This window comes from Mesobacillus sp. (assembly GCF_057785455.1).
The window spans coordinates 83,069-102,307 of the sequence record NZ_JBYNSB010000025.1; the positions used below are offsets into that span (position 1 = coordinate 83,069).

Sequence of the window (19,239 nt, forward strand, 5' to 3'; positions counted from 1 at the left end):
CAGCAGTCCAAATAACCGCCGCCTTCTGCAGTAGAATAGTTTTGCCTAAAAATCTGGCAGATTGTCCAGATTATTTTCTTTGATGCCATCTGGCTCGCTCCGCAAAATGTCACGCCCATACTTATGGAATACATCGACATGTGCCAGTTTCCCAGCCTTGGCTTCATTAAGTGCTGTAATGTAATCAAGTTCTCTTCCTGATTCGGTTTTAAAAGCGATCAGATCACCGTCATCATTTTTCCGGACAGCAACTATTTTATCCTGCCCTTCGGCAGCTCCAGCTTCTGTTGACTCCATTCTTGCCTGTTCCTGGCTTTGCTCTCTATACTCATTGTAGATTTGATTAAAATCCTTTTGTTCCATTTTAACACCTCCCGAACATATGTTTAGTTTTGTTTTTAATCACAATTTTTATGTAGGCTCTAATAAATTTGGATGATGATTTTCATTACAGGCGCTTCGCTTTGCTCCTGAGGGGTCTAACCTGCCCGCTAAGTCCCGTAATAGACTGCCCGCCTTCCACTACAATCAACAGAATTTAATCATCAACTACGGGATTTAACATGCTTTATGTAAAAAGAGGGAAGCATAAAGCTCCCCGATAGTTTCCTTTAAGATTCCTAATAGGGTTCCCACAAAATTGTCCTGGCTTTATTGAAGCGCTGTTCAACTGCCCTCCAATTCACTACACCCCACCAGTTTTCAATATATTTTGCCCGTTCATTTTTATATTGGAGGTAGTATGCATGCTCCCATACATCTAGTACGAGAAGTGGTATTACATCCCATTGAGTAAGGTTTTGGTGTTTTTCTGCTGTGAGAATTTCAAGTCTTTGGGCACGTGGAGCCCAAACAAGGAGGGCCCATCCTGCTGCCTCGACATTCTTTGCTGCTTCAGAAAAATGCTTTTTAAAGGCTGCAAAGCTGCCAAAGGTTTGATTGATTGCTTTGCTTAGCTGTCCCCTTGGTTCTCCGCCTCCATCAGGGTGCATGATCGTCCAGAAAATGGTATGGAGATAATGCCCTGAACCATGGAAGGCCGCTTCCCTTTCCCAGTGCTTTATTAAAGAAAAATCTCCCTGTTCCCGGGCCTTTTTCATTTCCTTTTCGGCTTTGTTCAATCCATCCACATAGCTTTGGTGATGTTTAGAATGATGAAGCCTCATGATTTCCTCGGCAATCACAGGTTCTAAAGCATTATATGCATATGGCAGCGGCGGCAGCTTATGCCCCCCTATTGGTACAGATTGAGTTCTTTCATCTTCATCCAGGTTGATGGATTGATCTTCAGCTTGTAGATAACGTTGAAAGTTGTCATATAAATCATTTGCTTCTTCATACAGCTCTGATTCATTTAATTCCCCAGTCAAAATTGCCTTTTTAAAAAATGAAAGCTGTTCCTCCCAAACGCTTAGCTGGGATTTCTGACTGCTGTCCCTCAGCTGATCCCTTACAGCCATCCAGCTTGCCTCCAGATCTTGGCACCATTCCAATAACGCTGCTCTATACAAATCTGCACCCATATATTTCGCCTCCCTCATAGACATCTTTAACACCATATGAGTCCATTCAAATATAAATGACAGGAGCCAAGCAGCTGAAATAGCAATAATTCCTCATGGACTACTGGACAAATTTCTCAATTGATTTAAAATTTTTACGTGCTTTGAGAGAAAAAGTCTATAATAAGTGTTATAAACAATATTTCGAAAGGAGAAATTTTAATGGCATACCCAAACACAGAAGACATAATGAATTTGCTGAAGCAATTGGTATCAATCCCCAGCCCTTCAGGAAATACAAATGAAGTCATTACATATGTAGAAAATCTTTTAAAGGAATGGAATGTAGACACAAAGAGAAATCGCAAGGGAGGGCTGATTGCGACATTGCCTGGAAAGGACCGGCAGAATCATCGGATGCTGACAGCACACGTCGATACGCTAGGAGCAATTGTCAAAGAAATCAAGCCAAGCGGCCGATTGAAACTGGATTTAATCGGGGGCTTTAAGTACAACTCGATCGAAGGAGAGTACTGTGAAATAGAAACCTCATCCGGCAAAAAATACACAGGCACAATCCTCATGCATCAAACATCGGTTCATGTATATAAAGATGCCGGCAAAGCGGAGCGCAACCAGGACAATATGGAAGTCCGCCTGGATGAAAAAGTGCAAAATGCCAGTGAAGTAAAAGACCTTGGCATTGAGGTTGGTGATTTTGTTTCCTTTGACCCGCGTGTACAAATTACACCATCAGGCTTTATCAAGTCCCGCCATTTAGATGATAAAGCCAGTGTGGCAATCCTGCTTCAGCTGATCAAGCAAGTGAAGGATGAGCACATCGAACTTCCTTATACTACCCATTTCCTCATTTCCAATAATGAAGAAATCGGTTACGGCGGTAATTCTAACATTACCCCAGAGACTGTAGAATATCTGGCTGTAGATATGGGTGCAATGGGCGACGGCCAGTCGACCGATGAATATACTGTTTCCATTTGTGTTAAGGATGCCAGCGGCCCGTACCATTATGAATTGCGGAAAAGACTGACCAAGCTTGCAATAGATAATAACATTGGCTACAAACTTGATATCTATCCTTTTTATGGTTCTGATGCATCTGCGGCCATCCGTTCCGGCCATGATATCATTCACGGTTTAATTGGGCCAGGAATCGATTCTTCCCATGCTTTTGAACGTACTCATAAGGAATCAATCGATAATACAGCTAAACTTCTCTATCATTACTTACAGTCAGAGATGATACTGTAGAAAAAAAGCGTCGATTCCGTTGTGGAATCGGCGCCTTATTTATGTATCTGTCAGTCAATCCTGACCTTTACCGATTTCGTGGCAACAAAGCATTTAATATATTGATCCAATGGCCGCCTGCCGCCAAAATCATCCTCATACAATCCAGTGACCACCAAACCTGCGTCGATTTGTCCCTGTATCTGGCTTTCAAGTGTATGGCCGAATTCGATGGTGTTACCTGAGCTCAAATACTCAGTGACCTCTTCTTCAGTAAGATTGTCCAAAGATGAGGAAGGAATGTGATTTTTTACAACCAGGTTTCCTTTCTGGTCCTCTTCATCGTCAAAAATGAACAAAAGCGGGTTCACAAAGCCGGATAGGAGGACACCCTTTTCCTTTAAAACTCTAGCTGCCTCATTCCAGACTTTAGAGATATTCTCAACGAAAAGATTAGAAACTGGATGAACAATAAGATCAAATTCTCCATCAGCGAACATCGATAAGTCAGTCATGTCAGCAAATACGGTTTTTAACATGAGTCCTTCTCGTTGTGCTACCATCTCATCCTGTTCCAGCTGTTTTTTGGAGATATCGACTACAGTCACGTCAGCCCCGGCTGCAGCTAAAATGGGGCCCTGCTGCCCTCCGCCTGAAGCAAGACACAGAACCTTCAGCCCTTCTAATGAGTTGGGGAACCAGGTCCTAGGTACAGGTTTGCCAGCGGTTACCGTTATTTCCCACTCTCCTCCCCTTGCTTTATCGATTGATTCAGAAGAAACTGCCATAGTATACACAGCATTTTCCTCGACCTTTTTATCCCATGCCATACTATTTTGTACATTTGTGTCCATCTTCATCATTCCTTACTTTTAATTTTTACAATCGTTATTCATAATTACAGCCATTTTGCAAACCAGACAACATAATATGCTGCGGGAATGAAGATCAGCTGAGCTAAAATCGTTCCTGCGAATTTCGAGGTGATCATCGCAAATGAATAGCTTTTCAAATAGTTATATTGAGTCTTATCCTTAGAGACCCGATCTGCGAGTACTGATGCTTTAGGATCGATAAATAGCGTCAATAAAATAGTGGCGATTCCATTTATAATTCCAGAAGATAGAACGACTGCCGGTGCATATTTTGGGTCTGTGAGCAAGGAACCATAAATGGAAGCAAGCACTCCAACTGTATAAACAGCTGTAATGATTACATTCACGGCAAACAGCCTTTTAGGGAAGGTTTGTTTAGTAATTCCTTTTAGCAAGGCAGGTTTCGGAAGTCTAAAACATTTCATAATCCTTTTAAACCCTTTTATGTTGAACCATTTTTTTGTCAAAGCATATACGGACCCGCGTTCATTTGAAAGCTGTATAATCGCTCTCGAAAATATTGCTATAAAAGAAGGGAATAAAAATATACCTATAATGACGCCCAGAGATGTGAATCCAATTAAAATCCGGAATTGATGTTCAAGGAAAACTAGTCTATTTGCATTTTCTGGAACTTCTGCTATTAGCTTACCAGTAAGCGGCTGCTGGAACATTGTCGAAAATCGGCTGGTAACTACCAGTGTATTAAACAAAGAGATTGCAGACGCGATCAGTCCTACCCTGGCACCTGAAAGCCTCGTAGAGTATGCCAATGTTTCAATCGCAGTAACCACAAGGATAAAAATCGAAATGACTAACAAGCGTTGAGTAATAAGATCCAAGTAGATCCTCTCCAAAAAATTATTGGTAAAGAAAAAGCAATTTGTTTATACAAGCTGAAAAATACCATTCCTTTCCAATTATACTAATACAGATGAAAATATGCTATAAAAAAAGATTCCATCATAAAAATGGAACCTCTTTCAAGATGGTATTTTTAGCCCTTTTGCCTGATTCTTTCGATGACAGTCGCTACCTCAGCCGGCTTGACAAACTCCACTGGAGAAAACCCTTTTTCAAAGGTCACAGAATCTGCCTCAATCATCAATACATATTTGCCATTTAATTTGGCAAGGTGAATACTTTCGCCGAAATCGGCAAGCAAGCCCTTTACTGACACATGGTCAAGCTTCATTTTCAGCTCTAGCTCTGGCGTGTGCTCGATTAACTGGGCTGCTGCCTCGATTACCTGCTCAGGCTCAAACCGTTCCTGGAGTTCCCGTTTTTCGCTTGCAGCCCAAATTTCCATTGCATTCTCAAGCTGCTCACGCTCCTCACTTTCCGGCTCAAATACTTCTTCCATATGGTCCCTGACCATCTCAATTACCTGTGTTTTAACGATTTCCGGCATGGATTGGCCGTATTCAACATATTTCAGGAAATCCTCAAAGTACCTCGCATGGGAAGCCTGATTGATTTTCAGCTCATTATCCTGGATCATCCCTTCTTCGGGCATGTAAGGATACTGAATTGATTTCATATTTTTTGTGGTAATGGCCATTTCAACCTGGCGAATTAATGTAGACTCGTCAGAAATAGATGCCACTTTTGGCTCGAAATCACATTTTAAGATGAATACGAAGGCATCATCAAAATACTTGCGCAATTTTGCACGGGCGACTATAAACACGCCGCCTCGCACTGCACTTGTATCTACATAGGCAATGGCGAATTTCTCACTCTCATTCTGAAACTCTTCCTTTGCTTCTGCAAATCGAACCCTGTTAAACAGATTGTAATTAGGGTTAGAAGTGAGGTCATGTCCTTCTTCGACAATAAAATAGCCTAATTTCGTAGGAACTTCGTCAGTTTTTGGATGGCGCTCTACCTTTCGCTTCACTATCTTCGCAAATTCGCCATCAAGGAAATCCTTCAATGAGCTATTTTCATATTCTTCTTCATTAAGTGTCTGAAAGTGTTTATATCGTTTATCTGCCTGATCGCCTTTTCCATCAACTGTTACAACATAAAATGATAAAAATTGCACATCGAAATCCATGTTTATTCTCCCTGCTGCTATTTTTTCTGTCAGCGTCAAAAAAATACAGCATCATCGTCCTGTTGATGCTGTATTTATCCATTAGTTCATCAACATGAACTCAGTTTTGCTTCCAGTTTGAGTAGAAATTACTTCAAGACGGGCATCGATCCGTTCTTTTAATTCGGGAACATGCGAAATGATCCCAACCAGTCTGCCGCTGCTTTGAATATCAATAAGCGCCTCGATTGCCTGATCCAGCGATTCGGGATCAAGTGTGCCGAATCCCTCGTCAATGAACATCGTTTCAAGAGAGACGCCGCCTGCGTAATTCTGAACTACATCTGCAAGCCCAAGCGCCAGTGAAAGAGCAGCCTTGAAACTCTCTCCTCCTGACAAGGTTTTTACATGGCGTTCCTGTCCCGTGTAAGAATCCAATACAAGCAGTTCAAGCCCGCTCTGGACATTTCCTTTGGAACGATCCGTTTTTCGTAACAGCCTGTAGCGTCCGCTCGTCATCTTGTTCAGTCTTACATTTGCTTCAGCAAGTATATCATCAAGAAAAGCAGCAAGCACGAAGCGTTCAAAGGTAATACGGTAAGTGTTCTGTCCTTTGGATATTTCATATAGGTGACCGATCAGTTTGTACCGCTCTTCCAGGACCTTCATCTGCTCGTTCAATGACTTGACCAGATTCAGGATGGCTTCATTATCTCGTTTCTTGATCTGGCAGTCCTGGTACACCTCATCTGCTTGTCTGATTTTCTCACTGAGCTCTTGGAAAACATTCTTCAATGAGTCAATGTCAGGTGTTTTTACTTCTTTGAGCATATCTTTCATTTCGGTATATCGATCAGATACCGACCTAAGCTCTTCACGGAAACTGCGGATTTCCAGTTCAAGAGCCTGGATATCATGCTCTGACTTTTTAGCCTGATGGTAAGCCTGGAAACTGTCAAAGCCTTGAGAGGCCATGTTATTCTTGAATGTTTCACGCTCTGCAAGCAGTTCAGCATTCTTTTCCGTTAGCCGCTTTTGGGCATCCTCGCTTCTTGCTTTTTCGGTTCCGAGCTGTTCTTTTGCATCCTGAAAGTCCTTTTTGGCTTGCTCCAGCTCAGCTTCCATCTTTTTTTGCTTGTTAACAGCCTCCATTAGCTTTGCCTCAAAAACGCGGACTGAGCGCAATTCTTCCGGTATTTTTTCTGTCATCCGTTCAAGTGTTGTTTTTGCTTCAGTATACTTAATTACTTTCTGATGATAATTTTCTTCAAGCAATTTCACTTGCTGCAATAGTTTATCCTTGCTATCTTCAAATCTCTTAAGCTCTGATTTGATTTTATCCAGGCTGTTCACTTTTGTGAATATGGACTTTTGCTCTTGTTGAAGCTGTTCCCGGACTCTATGATTCTGCATAAGCAGATCAGACAGTTCTTCATCCTCGAAGCCGGGACGTAACTTTTGAATTTCAGAGTGAAGGTCTTCTATATTACTGGCAATTGAATTAAGATTTGCTTCAGCTTCTATGAACGCTTTCTCTGCCTGGCTTTTTTCCTTCTCTAGCATGTTGCTTTGCTCTCTGGCCGCTTTCAAATCCTCCTCTGTCGGAATAAAACCCCCAGCCGCAGAGGCAGGCTTAGGATGATGGGGAGACCCGCAGACTGGGCAGTCATGGCCATCCTGAAGTGATGCAGCCAAAACGGCAGCCTGGGAATGGAGCCATTTTTGTTCAAGCTCAAGGATGGTAGACTTGGAGTCATCAAGTCTCGATGCTGAGTTGGTTAGCAATGATTTATTCCTGTCAAAAAACTGCTTTGCCTGTTCTTCTTTTTGCAGCTGTACTTCCAGCTTCCTCAGCTTGTCCATCTCAAGGCCTAACTTCTCAAGCTTCCTGTCAATTTCAATCAGCTGCAGCTGGGACTGCTCGGCATCTTCTTTATCGGCTTGTAGCTGTTTCAGCTTTTTCTCAGCGGCACTAAGCATATTTTCAGCCTGATCCCTCTGCTGCTTGGTCAATTTCAAAGACTGTTCCAGTTCCTCAGCTTGTTTGGCGATACTGGCAAAAGCATGAATATCCTCTTTCATATTTTCCAATTTGTTTACCAAATCGGCAGCAGCTCTCCGTTCAGGCTCACGCTCAATCTGTTTTTGCTGGTATGCTTCGGCGGCTGCAAGCTTTTCCGTCAGTCCTTTTACCCTGTCAGCGATTTTGGAAGACTGGTCGCTTAGCGAGTCACACTCAGCTTTTAGCCGGTAGCACAATTGTTCCTGTATCGCCAGCAGCGCAGCCTTTTTTCCAAGTTCAGCAGCCATTTCTTTCTCTGAAATGCTCTTCTGCCTGCCTTCTAAATCAGCCTTTTTCGTCCGCAGATCCTCAAGCATTTGCAATTGCTTGAGAGTTGTCTCTGCTTCATACAAACGCTGCTGCTGCGCATCACGTTCTTTTTGGAGCAATGCCCGTTCTTGCGCCAATTCCTGAAGCCTGGAGCTCATTAAACTGATCTCATCTTTCAATAAAGGAAGCATCAATGTGTCGTTCACACTGCCAGCTTCCATATATTCTTTAAGTTCTTCGTTTTCTGAAGCTTTGATCCCGCGTATCGCTGAGTTTCTCTTCTCGACCTGGTCTTCAACCGATTTCTTCAGGATGCTGGCTTCTTCCTTCAGCTTTTCCTCTACTCTTTTGTAAATTTCCGTATGAAAAAGCCTTTGAAGAATGATTTCTTTATCCTTACTGTCTGATGTTAACAGCTTGCGGAATTCTCCCTGGGGAATCATCAATATCTGGCGGAATTGGTTGCTGTCAATGATCATAATTTCTTTGATTTTCTCATCGACTTCACGCACGTTTGACGCAAGCAGCTGCGCTTCTCCATTCTCATCAATCATGTATAGCTCCGCTTTAGCTCCAAGTGTCGTAAATCCCTCACCATTTTTCTTCTTTTTTTCCTGAAGAGGTGATCTGCTGATGCGATAGGTTTTCTGGCGAAGGGAGAATTCTAGTGTTACCTCGGTCAATAAATCCTCATTCGCAAACTGACTTCGTAAATCAGGACCATTTCTGTCCTCGCCGCTTGCCTTTCCATAAATCGCATAACTGATTCCATCAAAAATGGTTGTCTTCCCGGAGCCTGTCTTGCCGGAGATCACAAACATAGTACGGTTTTCAAGTTCCCTGAAATCTATTGTTTCAGTTCCCGCATAAGGCCCAAATGCCTGCATGGTCAATTTCAGAGGTTTCATTTATCTGTCCTCCTCCTTTAGAACCTTGTTAATTACATCAGCAATCATTCCACGCTTGTCATCTGTGAACTCGGAAGTGGTCATCTCACTGTAAAATTGTTCAAATAATTCAAGCTCTGATTTCTTTTCTTCACGTATGGATGTAAAACTCTGCTTTTGCTTTTGGTCAATGCTTTCAATTTTGCGTTCAAGGTGAAGTACATTCGGAAAAACATGGCGGAGTTTGCCCATAGGGTCAATCAGGGCACCATCATCGAGCAGTGTCACTTTTAAATAATCGCTGGTATTTTCTTTTTCATAAAACGAAGGATCAAGCAGCTGTTCCAGATGTCCTTCAATTTCACGCATATCCTGCTTAGGCTGCAAGCTGCGATACCGCATTTCAAAGCCGCCTTTTTCATTCATTTCAACAATAGAAATAGACTTCCTCTGTTTTGCCTCTGAAAATGAATATTTCAATAGTGAGCCTGAGTATTTGATTTTGTCATGTTTGATTGCATCAGGGCTATGGAGATGACCCAGAGCTGTAAAGGAGAAAGGATCGAATAAATCCTGGGTAACACAGCCGGAACCTCCAACAGACAAAGTTCTTTCCGAATCACAGGAATCACCACCGAGGACAAAGGCATGTCCAACAAAAACGTTTGCCTCATTCGGGTTGAGATTTTCCTCTATTTTTCCAATTACTGCTTTCATGGCATCCTGATGTGAATGTATGGATGGATCATCGAGCAAGTGTCGGACCAGGCCAGGCTCTGCATATGGAACAAGGTGAAAATTAACGCCATTTAGATGCACCGGCCTAAAATCAGCAGTTAATTTCCCTGTAAGGTAAAAATGGCTGTGTCTATACCAGGAGCTGCCAAAGGATAGTCTTTCAGCGCTGTCATGGTTCCCTGATATTGCTACTATAGGAGTATTCAATTCTACATTGATTTTAAAAAGGACTTCATCCAGGAGGTCCACAGCATCTGTTGGCGGTACGGAACGATCGTAAAGGTCACCGGCAATAACGACTGCATCCGGCTGTTCTTCAGCTACTAAATCAACAAATTGGTTCAGCACCTCCCGCTGGTCTTCAGTCATATAAATTCCATGGACAAGCTTGCCTAAGTGCCAATCGCCAGTATGGATAAATTTCATTCCAATCCCCCCTGTAGTTTTCATCTATTTTTTAAATTTTGGTCAGATTTGCAATGCTATTATTATAGCAAAATGAAAATTGTATTGGGCAATCAAATAACAGGAAAATATTACAGAACATTCGTTCCTATTCTATCAAATCAGCAATAAAACTTCTACCGTAATTTTCCTGTCAAGGATGTCCGCAAATAGACATCAAATAAGGGGAAGTAAAAACGCATTGAAAATTGACTTTTCATCTATCATCTTCAACAATGGAAGTAGTAATAAATTTTCAAGAAAACTGGTGAATGAACATGGACAAAAAAGCAGAGGCACTATATCAATTCCTGGTGGAACGTGCGGCTGATTTTACCGAGGACTGGATGAGAAGACAGAAGGTTAAAACAGGCTCTGATTATTCAGCTGATGCACCTGTTGAAGTAATGAAGCGTGTTAAGGAGCAAAATTCTAATTATGTCCGCCTTGTAGCCAAATCCCTTCTTCAAACTGAAGCTGAAATGCAAGAAACGATTTCTTCCTGGACCAGCCAGACGGCAGCTGACAGAATCAAATCACAGACCCAGCTTACAGAAGTAGCATGGAATTCGGGAGTATTCAGGCGAGTTTATTGGGAATATATCCAGAAATTTGTTAAAGTTACTGATCTTGATATCACGCTTGATGATATATTTTTATGGGAAAAGAAAGTCAATTACACGCTTGATTACGTATTTGAAACCTTTATTATTGTCTATATGGAAATATTGATGAACCGTTTATCTTCGCAGGCGACACTGATCCGGGAGCTCAGTGCGCCTGTCATTACTTTAACCAGCAGTGTTGGCCTCCTTCCTCTTATAGGCGATATCGATACAGCAAGAGCCAAGGGTTTAATGGAATCCACTCTGGCACAAAGTGTACAGGCAGGAGTCCATACGCTGGTACTCGATATGTCGGGAGTTGTAATGGTCGATACTATGGTCGCCCACCAGATTTTTAAAATGGTCGAAGCCCTAAAGCTAGTAGGCGTTAAAACCATTGTGACTGGGATCAGGCCAGAGGTTGCGCAGACTGCGGTGCAGCTTGGATTGGATTTTTCGGGGATCGCGACTGGCGGGAATCTTCATAATGTGATTAAATCTCTTATTGGAAAATGACTTCAAAATGCCTTGGAAAAACCTGCGTTTTTACTAACGGATTCCTTTTTGGCAGGCGAATCCTTTAATTAATTGCAGTAACCCAGACCTAATGGATCTGGGTTCTATTTTTTATTACCATTTATTATAAATTCGTATCAATTCGGTGAATTATTCCTCAACCTCTCTTGTATTTACAAGAGTCAAATCTCCATTATCCCTTTCAAAGAGACTTAAAAAGGTCGTCTCATAACCTTCAAGTTGATAACTTGCAACTATACTTTTTTCTAACTCTTGTATGAAATTGATTGTAATCTTTTCAGTGTCAAATGTCTCTTCAAGTTCGTCAGTAACCGCGCTTTCCAAGCTTTTATCTTCTATAAAAAATATAAGTAACAATATCGCAGTGGCCAAACATAATGCTAATGATATAAACGAAACAGTATAATTTCTCTTTGTGAGAGTTTGGATGAAATCACTCCTTACTATTGACACATTGCAATCAAATTACAATCTTTTTCTCATCTTGAAAATTCAGATGCTAAACAGATTCAGAGTTTAATATAACCCATTCTCCTATGAGGAACACCCTCCTCCACAGCTGGAGCAGCTGCTTGAAGAACAGCTATTTCCAGAAGAGCATCCATTTGCATCATTGGAGTCATGGTTTCCACCAGAGCCGCAGAATACTGCACTGCAGCCTGATGTTCCTTGTGCCTGCTGTGAGTATGCATATTCCTTTGCATATATCCAGTATTCATCAAAATAATAATAGGAATAGAATACCATCACCATAGTTAGTGAAGATAAATCTCCATAATTGGAGGGCCTTATAAATTTCCCTTTTCGGTGGGTCGAATACATGTCTTCTGATTCCCTTACCTGCTTCTTAAGTCTTTGGATTAAATAAGAGATTAACTCTTCATTTTCTTCATTTACTGTAAAATAGAGCTTTTTTATCTCCGCTTCATTTAAGCTGCGAATATTCTTGAAGAAATCTTGAGACAGCGGATATTGAAAAAAAGAGCCCCACGTCTTCCAGGAGTATTCTGTGATTTCAAACAGCTGAGCAAAAAGCCAGTCAAACATGGCCCGCTCCTGAGGTGCTGGCTCAGGATTTACATTAGGAGTATGATGCAGCATCTTACCCATATATCTATCAGAAAAGTTTTCATATTGTCTTGTAAACATTAGCATCTCATGCCAAATTCCATCTGCCTCTGCACTGAACATCGGAGTATTTTTCAGTATTAAATTCATAAGGAAATATCTTTTTAATTCGAATAATCTCCATTCATACTCATCTTCGGTTATGTCTGGATGCTCACTCAAAAATCTCAACTTCACCTGATTCAAATACTCATATGAAAGAGATCGCTCAAGTTTGGATTTAATCTTGTCTGCTGGCACACCCTGAAGGAGTCCAAGATTCTCAGGAATATTTTCCTTTAATAAAGTTTTCTTTTCATTTTCTTTCTTCTTAATCCATATAAATGAAAGGACAATGGCTACCCCAGCGGCCGTAGCTATGAAAATTCCCATATTGGCATACCTCCTTGAATAATTTATATAGTTTCCATCAATCCTGCATTTTTCCCATAGACATCATGAATATACATACGGACTTGATGCTTGTATGGTTTCAAGGAAATGGAAAATAATTAAAAAAGCTCAGCCGGATGGCTGAGCTATAAAGGTAATATTAATGGAGCTTATAGTTTCGTTACATTAGCAGCTTGAGGTCCACGAGCACCTTCAACGACTTCAAAAGTTACTTCCTGGCCTTCTTCCAATGTCTTAAAGCCTTCTGTTTGAATAGCTGAGTAGTGGACAAAAACGTCGGTGCCATCTTCAGTTTCAATGAATCCAAAACCCTTTTCTGCATTAAACCATTTAACTTTACCATTTTTCATGAAAAAATTTCCTCCCAGTGCGGCCGAACAAGCCCTGAATAAATTAGCAAATCACAACGTTTAGTCCCTGTCTGCCTGACTCATTCAAACGTATTGATACATTGGAATAAGCAAAATGCATTAACCCTGGCACGTGCAAATTGCTACTTTAAACATACCAACGATGGGTATATTTGTCAATGGGATTGATCATCCTGGAGTATTGGAAAACATGAAATACCTAACATTTTTCAGATCAATCGCTGAGCAAAACAGCCGCTATTTTTCCTCGTTTAACATGGACATTCGGATATGGAAGGTCGTTCCCTTACCAATTGCACTTTTGACCTCCACTTTCCCTTTCATCGCCCGGAGAATACTGAAAGTCACCATCATTCCAAGCCCTGTGCCCCGCTGACCTTTGGTTGTATAATATGGCTCGCCTAGCCGGGCAATCTGCTCCTCTGTCATCCCAACGCCGGTGTCGGAAATAAGGATATGGGCTACAGGACCTGTTTTAAAAGTGCGGACAGAGAGCTCCCCGCCTTGATGCATGGCCTCAATCCCATTTTTCATCAGATTTATAAAAGCTTGCTGAAATTTGGCTGGCTCACCTGAAATGATCAAACAATCCTTGTAATCGCACACGATCGAAATGTTTTTCAAGTTAGCAAGGGGTTTTAGGATATTGATTACATGGTTGAGTTCTTTTTCCACATCAATTTTTTCAACCTTCTCTAAAGCAGGCCTTGCAAAGGTTAAATAATCACTGATAACCTGCTCGGCCCTGTCTAATTCTTCTATAGCAATTTTGATGAATTCCTTCTTTTTCTCCTCTGGATAGGATTGCTCATCCAATAGCTGAAGAAATCCCTTCACAGTTGTCAGCGGATTCCGGACTTCATGAGATATTGAGGCACTTAAATGGCTTACGGCTTCGATTTTATCTGCCTTTGCAAGCTCCCTTCTCATCAACATTGTCTGCCGGATCATCTCGATCGAATAACTCACAAGAAAAGCTGTAATTGCGGGAATAACAATGAAACTCAGCCATACTTCCAGCCTTGCTATTGGCTTGTTGACAACACCAATCAATTGGATCAGAACGAAGGAAGTAATCACAGTTATCAGGACGGACACTCCCACCCGCTGGTTCAAAGATAATCGGTGAAAACCCCTTTTGTAAATCAGCTTCAACAGAATGGCAAGCAGAAAATATACGGATGAAGAGGCCCAGAATCCATCATTGATCCCCATAGTTCCTCTCACTACTATTGTCACAGCTGCAAGCAAGAAACTTGCGCCAGTATATAGGCTTCCCAGAATCATAGGCACATGCCTTAAATCAAAGCGAATGCCATCCTGCGCTTCAATGGAAAAAATAAAGCATGTGAGAACTGAAAGGATAAAATAATATAATTGCAGCCGTTTTCGCTTTTCTTTTTCTGTCTTTCGCTCAATAAAAAGATAAGCGAAAAAAAGCAGGACGATCAGCAGCGATAAATTCATTAGCAAATGTTTCGTAATTTCCATTGCAACACCACCATAAGTATTCAGTAAGATACTATATTAATCTTATTGGAAGCGCAATGATAAATTCCCTGTTATTCCATTATTCTCTATTCACCACATGTAATTTCCATTATATTGTAACTAAAGACGTTTAAAGGAGGCACCTATGTTTTGGATTTTGGTGGTTTTGCTAGTTTTTATACTTATAGATTTATACAGACTTCACCGCAAAGTGGATCAGTTGATTGACCATATTCGTCCGACTTATCCACCCACAGATGAAGAAATAGAGAAAATCTTGGAATCGGAGCATAAAGTGGATGATAAATAGATTTCTCCCATACGCAATAGCGCTTCTGGTCATGATCACAATATTCTCAATAGAAGGAAATAAACCTGATAAAGAAGAACAGTCATCTGTGAAAAAAAATAGCTCAATGCCCACTCTTCAACTCTCGATCGATGGACTGCCAGTAGAATTTGTAACTGGGCACTACAATTGGGTAAATAAAGGCACCGGCGTAGTAATTGACCAGGATGAACCCCCAATTTTATTCAAAAATACGCCTGTTCAATCCATCAAGCCTTTTAGCCAGCTGCAGATGAATTTTTCAAAAGAACCCCGCCAGGCCGAGATTGCGGTAATCAAATGGACTGATGATCTTGAAGATGGAAGCTTCCTCTTTGAACCATTATTAAATGGCGAATACACATTCAATAATTTTTCTGGTAAACAAATTGTAGTAATAAGGGGATTCCATGATGAACAGGAAGTGCATTACACATTCCCAATCAATATTGAAAAGGTGGTTTCCTATCAGAATCAGCTGGCTGAGGAAAAAGGAGGCCTGGCAATACTCGAGATATATGACAAAAAACAGCATGGAGCTAACTGGGCACTGGATAGAATAAAGAATTCCTATATTCATAAGGCTCAATCAATGTCTGTGGTTACGATAGATGAGGCAAGGTCCCAATTCCCTGATCTAGATATAAAGTCTTTGCCCTACTACGCGATCTTTGACCATGAAAAGATACTTTACCAGGTATATGATGAGGAAGAATTTTTCAAGTTGATTCCAGTTGTTTTACCTTAAGGAGGATGGCAAATTCGCCATCCTTCTCCTGTTTAAATCGTTTCTTTCAAAAAGCTCTTTACTGCCGCTGAAGCTTGCTCCGGCATTTGCATCCAAACATATGCATGAAGGGAATTGTCCAATAATTTAATTTCATATGTATCTAACAGACCTGCAAAGTAATCTAGTGATTTCTTGATCTTAGGGTCCTTCCACTCTTCCTCGCTTGGCATGAATAAAACAGGACACTTGATTTTTTTATAATAAGTTCCAAAATCCAAATCCCAATATTTATTCATATACTCATTTCTTACGTGATTTTTGTAAAAATGGACATAGCCAGCGGCTCCTTCTTGGCTGCAGCTATTTATAAACTCATGAAAATGTTCATTCCATAAGCCCATATCTTCAATTGGCTTTCTATAAAAAGAGATAAATTCTTCATGTGAATCAAAAACTACCTCCTTTCGCTCAGCCAATTTGGCCCGCAGCTTTTCTTTTTCCAGCTCAATATCCTCCCTGCTGCCATTGAAAAGGCCGTTTTCACCAAATTCATTAAAAATCGCGCCTTCGCAAATCAGGGATTGCACCAGCTCTGGATGCCTGGCAGCGAGACTGACGCCCACCTCTGCACCCATTGAACTTCCGACAATATGACAACTATCAATATTAAATTTTCTTAACAGATGATATACATCATTTGCCATCTCATCAATATGATAGCCTTTTTCAGGGCAGCTTGACTTTCCGTGTCCCCGTAAATCTGGTACCAGCAGATTAAATTCTTTCTCTAGACGAGGTATAACCCCACTCCAGATGGACGAGGTACCACCGCTAAAATGTATCAAAATGATGGTAGGTTTATTGCTATCTATATTTGAAGCTTTAACATTCAAAGATACTTGCTCCTCTAGATTTATCAAATACTCTTTCAAGGTTTTATCCTCCCATTATGTATTCGAAATAATACTTTCGACATGGTTAATTTCGCCAGTACATTTCGAAATCCCTTTAATTAGCTCCATCAGTAAAATGAGCTAAGGTATTAAGCTGCAGATTGGGGATCCTTTCTTTTTTATTGTTTTTATCTAAATGGATTAAAAGTAATCTATAACTCGTTCTAAGTACAAAGGTATGCAAAAAATATTAATGAATATTTATGCATCATTTGTTTTATCAGCATGCCCGTTCCTCTTATATTTACCTGTTTTTTCCTTTTATGTAATTTATATTCATTCATTCGCCTTGATAAAAATTTCCCAACATGATTATTCGACAAAAAGCGAGATAATGTTTGAAATGTTCAGAATATTAAAGTATAAATATCTTAATCTACAAAAATAATTTTGTGGATCACATCATTTCATCTATTTTAGGAGGAATTTTATTTGAAGAAGAATGTCGTAGCTTTAAGTCTATCTGCGAGTCTAGCATTAAGTGGATTAGTAAGTGCATCTGCCTTCGCTGCACCCTCGGCTGATTCACAATCCAAAAAGTTTGAGAAAAACAATGGCACACCTGAGTTTGTTGCCGGCAAACTGACAAACCCTTCCGCGAAAGCTGCGAAAGATGTGGTACTTCAATACCTTGAAAATTCAAAGCAAAAATATAAATTGAGCACAAAGGACTCATTTGCAGTTACCTCTGAACAAGCAGATAAACTTGGCGGTGACGTGGTTCGTTTGCAGCAATTGTTCGATGGAGTGCCAGTGTGGGGTTCTACTCAGGTTGCTAAAGTCGATGAAAGCGGCGTCCTTCAAGTATTTAGCGGTACTTTGAGTCAAGAGCTTGGCAGCAAGCTGGTTAAAAAGCAAAGTCAAAAATCACAAAAACAGGCAATCGCTCTTGCTGAAGCTGACTTAGGCTTCAAGCCGACTTATGAACTGGCACCATCAGCAAACCTTGTTATCTACCCAACTGCTGATCAAGCAGTGTATGCATATCATGTGACATTGAACTTCTTGAGCCCAGAACCAGGAAATTATCAATATTTCATTAATGCTGAAACAGGCGAAATCATCAATAAATATAATGCGATTCATACTGCAGGAAAGACAGACCCTTCATTAACAGGCTCGAACACTGTTGGATCAGGAGTAGGTGTACTAGGTGATACTAAAACTTTAAATACCCTGCTTTCAAATGGTGCATATTATTTACAGGATAATACGCGCGGCTCAGGAGTTTTCACTTATGATGCACAAAATAGACAGCGCACTCCGGGTACTTTATGGTCGGATGCCGATAATAATCTGAACGCTAAGTATGATGGTGCAGCTGTTGATGCTCACTATTATGCCGGATTGACATATGACTATTATAAGAATATTTTCGGACGAAACTCTTATGACAATAAAGGTGCTGCGCTTAAATCGACAGTTCATTATGGCAGAAGCTATAATAATGCATTCTGGAATGGTCAGCAAATGGTATACGGTGATGGAGACGGAACAACTTTCATCCCGCTTTCAGGAGGACTAGATGTAGTAGCTCACGAATTAACACATGCGGTTACCGACTTCAGCTCAGACCTTGTATACCAGTATGAATCTGGTGCTTTAAATGAAGCGATTTCAGATATTTTTGGAACTTTAATGGAATACTATGACAACAACAATCCTGATTTTGAAATCGGCGAGGACATCTATACACCTAATAAAGCGGGTGATGCGCTCCGTTCAATGAGTGATCCAACTAAATACGGTGATCCAGACCATTATTCAAAGCGTTATACTGGAACTTCCGATAATGGCGGAGTCCACACTAACAGCGGAATTATCAACAAAGCAGCTTACCTTCTAAGCCAGGGTGGCACACATTATGGTGTAACAGTTCAAGAAATTGGCACGACCAAGCTGGGTGCAATCTTCTATCGCGCTAACACAGTTTATTTCACGTCTTCTACTAACTTTAGCCAGGCCAGAGCAGGTCTCGTTCAGGCTGCAACAGACCTATATGGTGCAACATCTGCTGAAGTTAACTCTGTTAAACAAGCATTCGATGCAGTCGGTGTGAATTAATAGACTATTTGCTTTGAAAAGCGGCCCGGGTGGGATATATCCTACTCTGGCTGCTTTTTTGTTTTAAAATGAAATCTACGTTCTTTTTGTTTATATATCTTTCTGTATTTTATTTACTTTCTGGTATCTATAATGCTTTAGTTTCCCTATTTTTAAGAGCCTTATAGGTTACATCCTTTTAGAAATTTCTCCGTTACAGGGCAGATATAAGTTCTCAAGATTCCCTCTTCTTGCAGTTTTCTTCCTTACAGGCAATCTTTAAGAATCTCCAGGTTATCTCCACTTAAAATTTTTTTGCTACCCGGGAATCCATAAAACCTCTTGGCCCCCTCCTTCTGAAAAGCATCACCTCTTAATCTCTATACGAAACTACACCAGCCCTTTAACGCGCTAATAAGAAAATGATTGACATCCGCATAAAAGAGATGTAATATTTAGAGAAATTTCATAATTGAATAAGTTCTTATCAAGAGAAGCAGAGGGTCTGGCCCGATGAAGCTTCAGCAACCTTCAACTTTAGTTGAAAAGGTGCTAATTCCAGCAAGTTTGTTAACTTGGAAGATAAGGAGAAT

Annotated in this window: 17 protein-coding genes and 1 riboswitch; of the genes, 5 read left to right on the forward strand and 12 right to left on the reverse strand. The window is 40.8% G+C overall.

Annotated elements, in window-relative coordinates:
- Window positions 1-45: 45 nt before the first annotated feature.
- Together AC3EBE_RS09950 and AC3EBE_RS09955 are read right to left on the reverse strand one after the other, a co-directional pair.
- Window positions 46-363 (reverse strand): DUF3892 domain-containing protein, encoded by a 318-nt coding sequence (locus AC3EBE_RS09950; protein ID WP_488594871.1) that lies wholly within the window; start codon window positions 361-363, stop codon window positions 46-48.
- Between the two features lie 257 nt (window positions 364-620).
- Window positions 621-1,523 (reverse strand): superoxide dismutase, encoded by a 903-nt coding sequence (locus AC3EBE_RS09955; protein WP_488594872.1) that lies wholly within the window; start codon window positions 1,521-1,523, stop codon window positions 621-623.
- Between the two features lie 201 nt (window positions 1,524-1,724).
- On the opposite strand from AC3EBE_RS09955, the gene AC3EBE_RS09960 reads away from it, so the two are divergent.
- The gene (locus AC3EBE_RS09960; protein ID WP_488594873.1) at window positions 1,725-2,774 is read left to right on the forward strand and encodes a M42 family metallopeptidase; all 1,050 of its coding nucleotides are present in this window, start codon (window positions 1,725-1,727) and stop codon (window positions 2,772-2,774) included.
- Window positions 2,775-2,824: 50 nt separating this feature from the next.
- Here AC3EBE_RS09960 and AC3EBE_RS09965 read toward each other — a convergent pair whose 3' ends face one another.
- The 5 genes from AC3EBE_RS09965 to AC3EBE_RS09985 form a co-directional block, all read right to left on the reverse strand.
- Complete coding sequence (locus AC3EBE_RS09965) at window positions 2,825-3,607, reverse strand: class I SAM-dependent methyltransferase (RefSeq protein ID WP_488594874.1); 783 nt, start codon at window positions 3,605-3,607, stop codon at window positions 2,825-2,827.
- 44 nt (window positions 3,608-3,651) lie between these two features.
- Window positions 3,652-4,470, reverse strand: coding sequence for a lipid II flippase Amj family protein (locus tag AC3EBE_RS09970; RefSeq protein WP_488594875.1), 819 nt, complete (start codon window positions 4,468-4,470; stop codon window positions 3,652-3,654).
- A 155-nt stretch (window positions 4,471-4,625) separates the two neighbouring features.
- Complete coding sequence (locus tag AC3EBE_RS09975) at window positions 4,626-5,687, reverse strand: DUF3900 domain-containing protein (RefSeq protein WP_488594876.1); 1,062 nt, start codon at window positions 5,685-5,687, stop codon at window positions 4,626-4,628.
- Window positions 5,688-5,768: 81 nt separating this feature from the next.
- Window positions 5,769-8,906, reverse strand: a complete 3,138-nt coding sequence (locus tag AC3EBE_RS09980) for an AAA family ATPase (RefSeq protein ID WP_488594877.1) — start codon at window positions 8,904-8,906, stop codon at window positions 5,769-5,771.
- Complete coding sequence (locus tag AC3EBE_RS09985; protein WP_488594878.1) at window positions 8,907-10,049, reverse strand: exonuclease SbcCD subunit D; 1,143 nt, start codon at window positions 10,047-10,049, stop codon at window positions 8,907-8,909.
- 296 nt (window positions 10,050-10,345) lie between these two features.
- Here AC3EBE_RS09985 and AC3EBE_RS09990 point away from each other — a divergent pair, with 296 nt between their 5' ends.
- Entirely contained in the window at window positions 10,346-11,188 is an 843-nt protein-coding gene (locus tag AC3EBE_RS09990) for an STAS domain-containing protein (protein ID WP_488594879.1), read from the forward strand.
- A gap of 150 nt (window positions 11,189-11,338) precedes the next feature.
- Here AC3EBE_RS09990 and AC3EBE_RS09995 read toward each other — a convergent pair whose 3' ends face one another.
- The 4 genes from AC3EBE_RS09995 to AC3EBE_RS10010 all read right to left on the reverse strand — a co-directional run bounded on the left by AC3EBE_RS09995 (window position 11,339) and on the right by AC3EBE_RS10010 (window position 14,592).
- Window positions 11,339-11,533, reverse strand: a complete 195-nt coding sequence (locus AC3EBE_RS09995; protein WP_488594880.1) for a hypothetical protein — start codon at window positions 11,531-11,533, stop codon at window positions 11,339-11,341.
- 210 nt (window positions 11,534-11,743) lie between these two features.
- On the reverse strand, window positions 11,744-12,709 hold the full coding sequence (locus AC3EBE_RS10000; RefSeq protein ID WP_488594881.1) for a glycine-rich domain-containing protein: 966 nt from the start codon (window positions 12,707-12,709) through the stop codon (window positions 11,744-11,746).
- Between the two features lie 170 nt (window positions 12,710-12,879).
- Complete coding sequence (locus AC3EBE_RS10005) at window positions 12,880-13,080, reverse strand: cold-shock protein (RefSeq protein ID WP_488594882.1); 201 nt, start codon at window positions 13,078-13,080, stop codon at window positions 12,880-12,882.
- 258 nt (window positions 13,081-13,338) lie between these two features.
- Window positions 13,339-14,592, reverse strand: a complete 1,254-nt coding sequence (locus tag AC3EBE_RS10010; RefSeq protein ID WP_488594883.1) for an ATP-binding protein — start codon at window positions 14,590-14,592, stop codon at window positions 13,339-13,341.
- 145 nt (window positions 14,593-14,737) lie between these two features.
- Between AC3EBE_RS10010 and AC3EBE_RS10015 the strand changes: the two genes are divergently transcribed.
- Window positions 14,738-14,902, forward strand: a complete 165-nt coding sequence (locus AC3EBE_RS10015) for a hypothetical protein (protein ID WP_488594884.1) — start codon at window positions 14,738-14,740, stop codon at window positions 14,900-14,902.
- On the forward strand, window positions 14,892-15,668 hold the full coding sequence (locus tag AC3EBE_RS10020; RefSeq protein ID WP_488594885.1) for a hypothetical protein: 777 nt from the start codon (window positions 14,892-14,894) through the stop codon (window positions 15,666-15,668). Before AC3EBE_RS10015 ends, AC3EBE_RS10020 begins: the two co-directional genes overlap by 11 nt.
- A gap of 32 nt (window positions 15,669-15,700) precedes the next feature.
- Here the strand turns inward: AC3EBE_RS10020 and AC3EBE_RS10025 are convergent, their stop codons facing one another.
- Complete coding sequence (locus tag AC3EBE_RS10025) at window positions 15,701-16,582, reverse strand: alpha/beta fold hydrolase (RefSeq protein ID WP_488594886.1); 882 nt, start codon at window positions 16,580-16,582, stop codon at window positions 15,701-15,703.
- A 453-nt stretch (window positions 16,583-17,035) separates the two neighbouring features.
- Here AC3EBE_RS10025 and AC3EBE_RS10030 point away from each other — a divergent pair, with 453 nt between their 5' ends.
- On the forward strand, window positions 17,036-18,667 hold the full coding sequence (locus AC3EBE_RS10030; protein WP_488594887.1) for a M4 family metallopeptidase: 1,632 nt from the start codon (window positions 17,036-17,038) through the stop codon (window positions 18,665-18,667).
- A 460-nt stretch (window positions 18,668-19,127) separates the two neighbouring features.
- Window positions 19,128-19,235, forward strand: a riboswitch (SAM riboswitch).
- The last annotated feature ends 4 nt before the right edge of the window (window positions 19,236-19,239 follow it).

Coding starts and splice junctions, on each gene's coding strand:
- AC3EBE_RS09950 (WP_488594871.1), bottom strand. CDS start 363: ATGGAACAAAAGGATTTTAATCAAATCTACAATGAGTATAGAGAGCAA.
- AC3EBE_RS09955 (WP_488594872.1), bottom strand. CDS start 1,523: ATGGGTGCAGATTTGTATAGAGCAGCGTTATTGGAATGGTGCCAAGAT.
- AC3EBE_RS09960 (WP_488594873.1), top strand. CDS start 1,725: ATGGCATACCCAAACACAGAAGACATAATGAATTTGCTGAAGCAATTG.
- AC3EBE_RS09965 (WP_488594874.1), bottom strand. CDS start 3,607: ATGGACACAAATGTACAAAATAGTATGGCATGGGATAAAAAGGTCGAG.
- AC3EBE_RS09975 (WP_488594876.1), bottom strand. CDS start 5,687: ATGGATTTCGATGTGCAATTTTTATCATTTTATGTTGTAACAGTTGAT.
- AC3EBE_RS09980 (WP_488594877.1), bottom strand. CDS start 8,906: ATGAAACCTCTGAAATTGACCATGCAGGCATTTGGGCCTTATGCGGGA.
- AC3EBE_RS09985 (WP_488594878.1), bottom strand. CDS start 10,049: ATGAAATTTATCCATACTGGCGATTGGCACTTAGGCAAGCTTGTCCAT.
- AC3EBE_RS09990 (WP_488594879.1), top strand. CDS start 10,346: ATGGACAAAAAAGCAGAGGCACTATATCAATTCCTGGTGGAACGTGCG.
- AC3EBE_RS10000 (WP_488594881.1), bottom strand. CDS start 12,709: ATGGGAATTTTCATAGCTACGGCCGCTGGGGTAGCCATTGTCCTTTCA.
- AC3EBE_RS10005 (WP_488594882.1), bottom strand. CDS start 13,080: ATGAAAAATGGTAAAGTTAAATGGTTTAATGCAGAAAAGGGTTTTGGA.
- AC3EBE_RS10010 (WP_488594883.1), bottom strand. CDS start 14,592: ATGGAAATTACGAAACATTTGCTAATGAATTTATCGCTGCTGATCGTC.
- AC3EBE_RS10015 (WP_488594884.1), top strand. CDS start 14,738: ATGTTTTGGATTTTGGTGGTTTTGCTAGTTTTTATACTTATAGATTTA.
- AC3EBE_RS10020 (WP_488594885.1), top strand. CDS start 14,892: ATGATAAATAGATTTCTCCCATACGCAATAGCGCTTCTGGTCATGATC.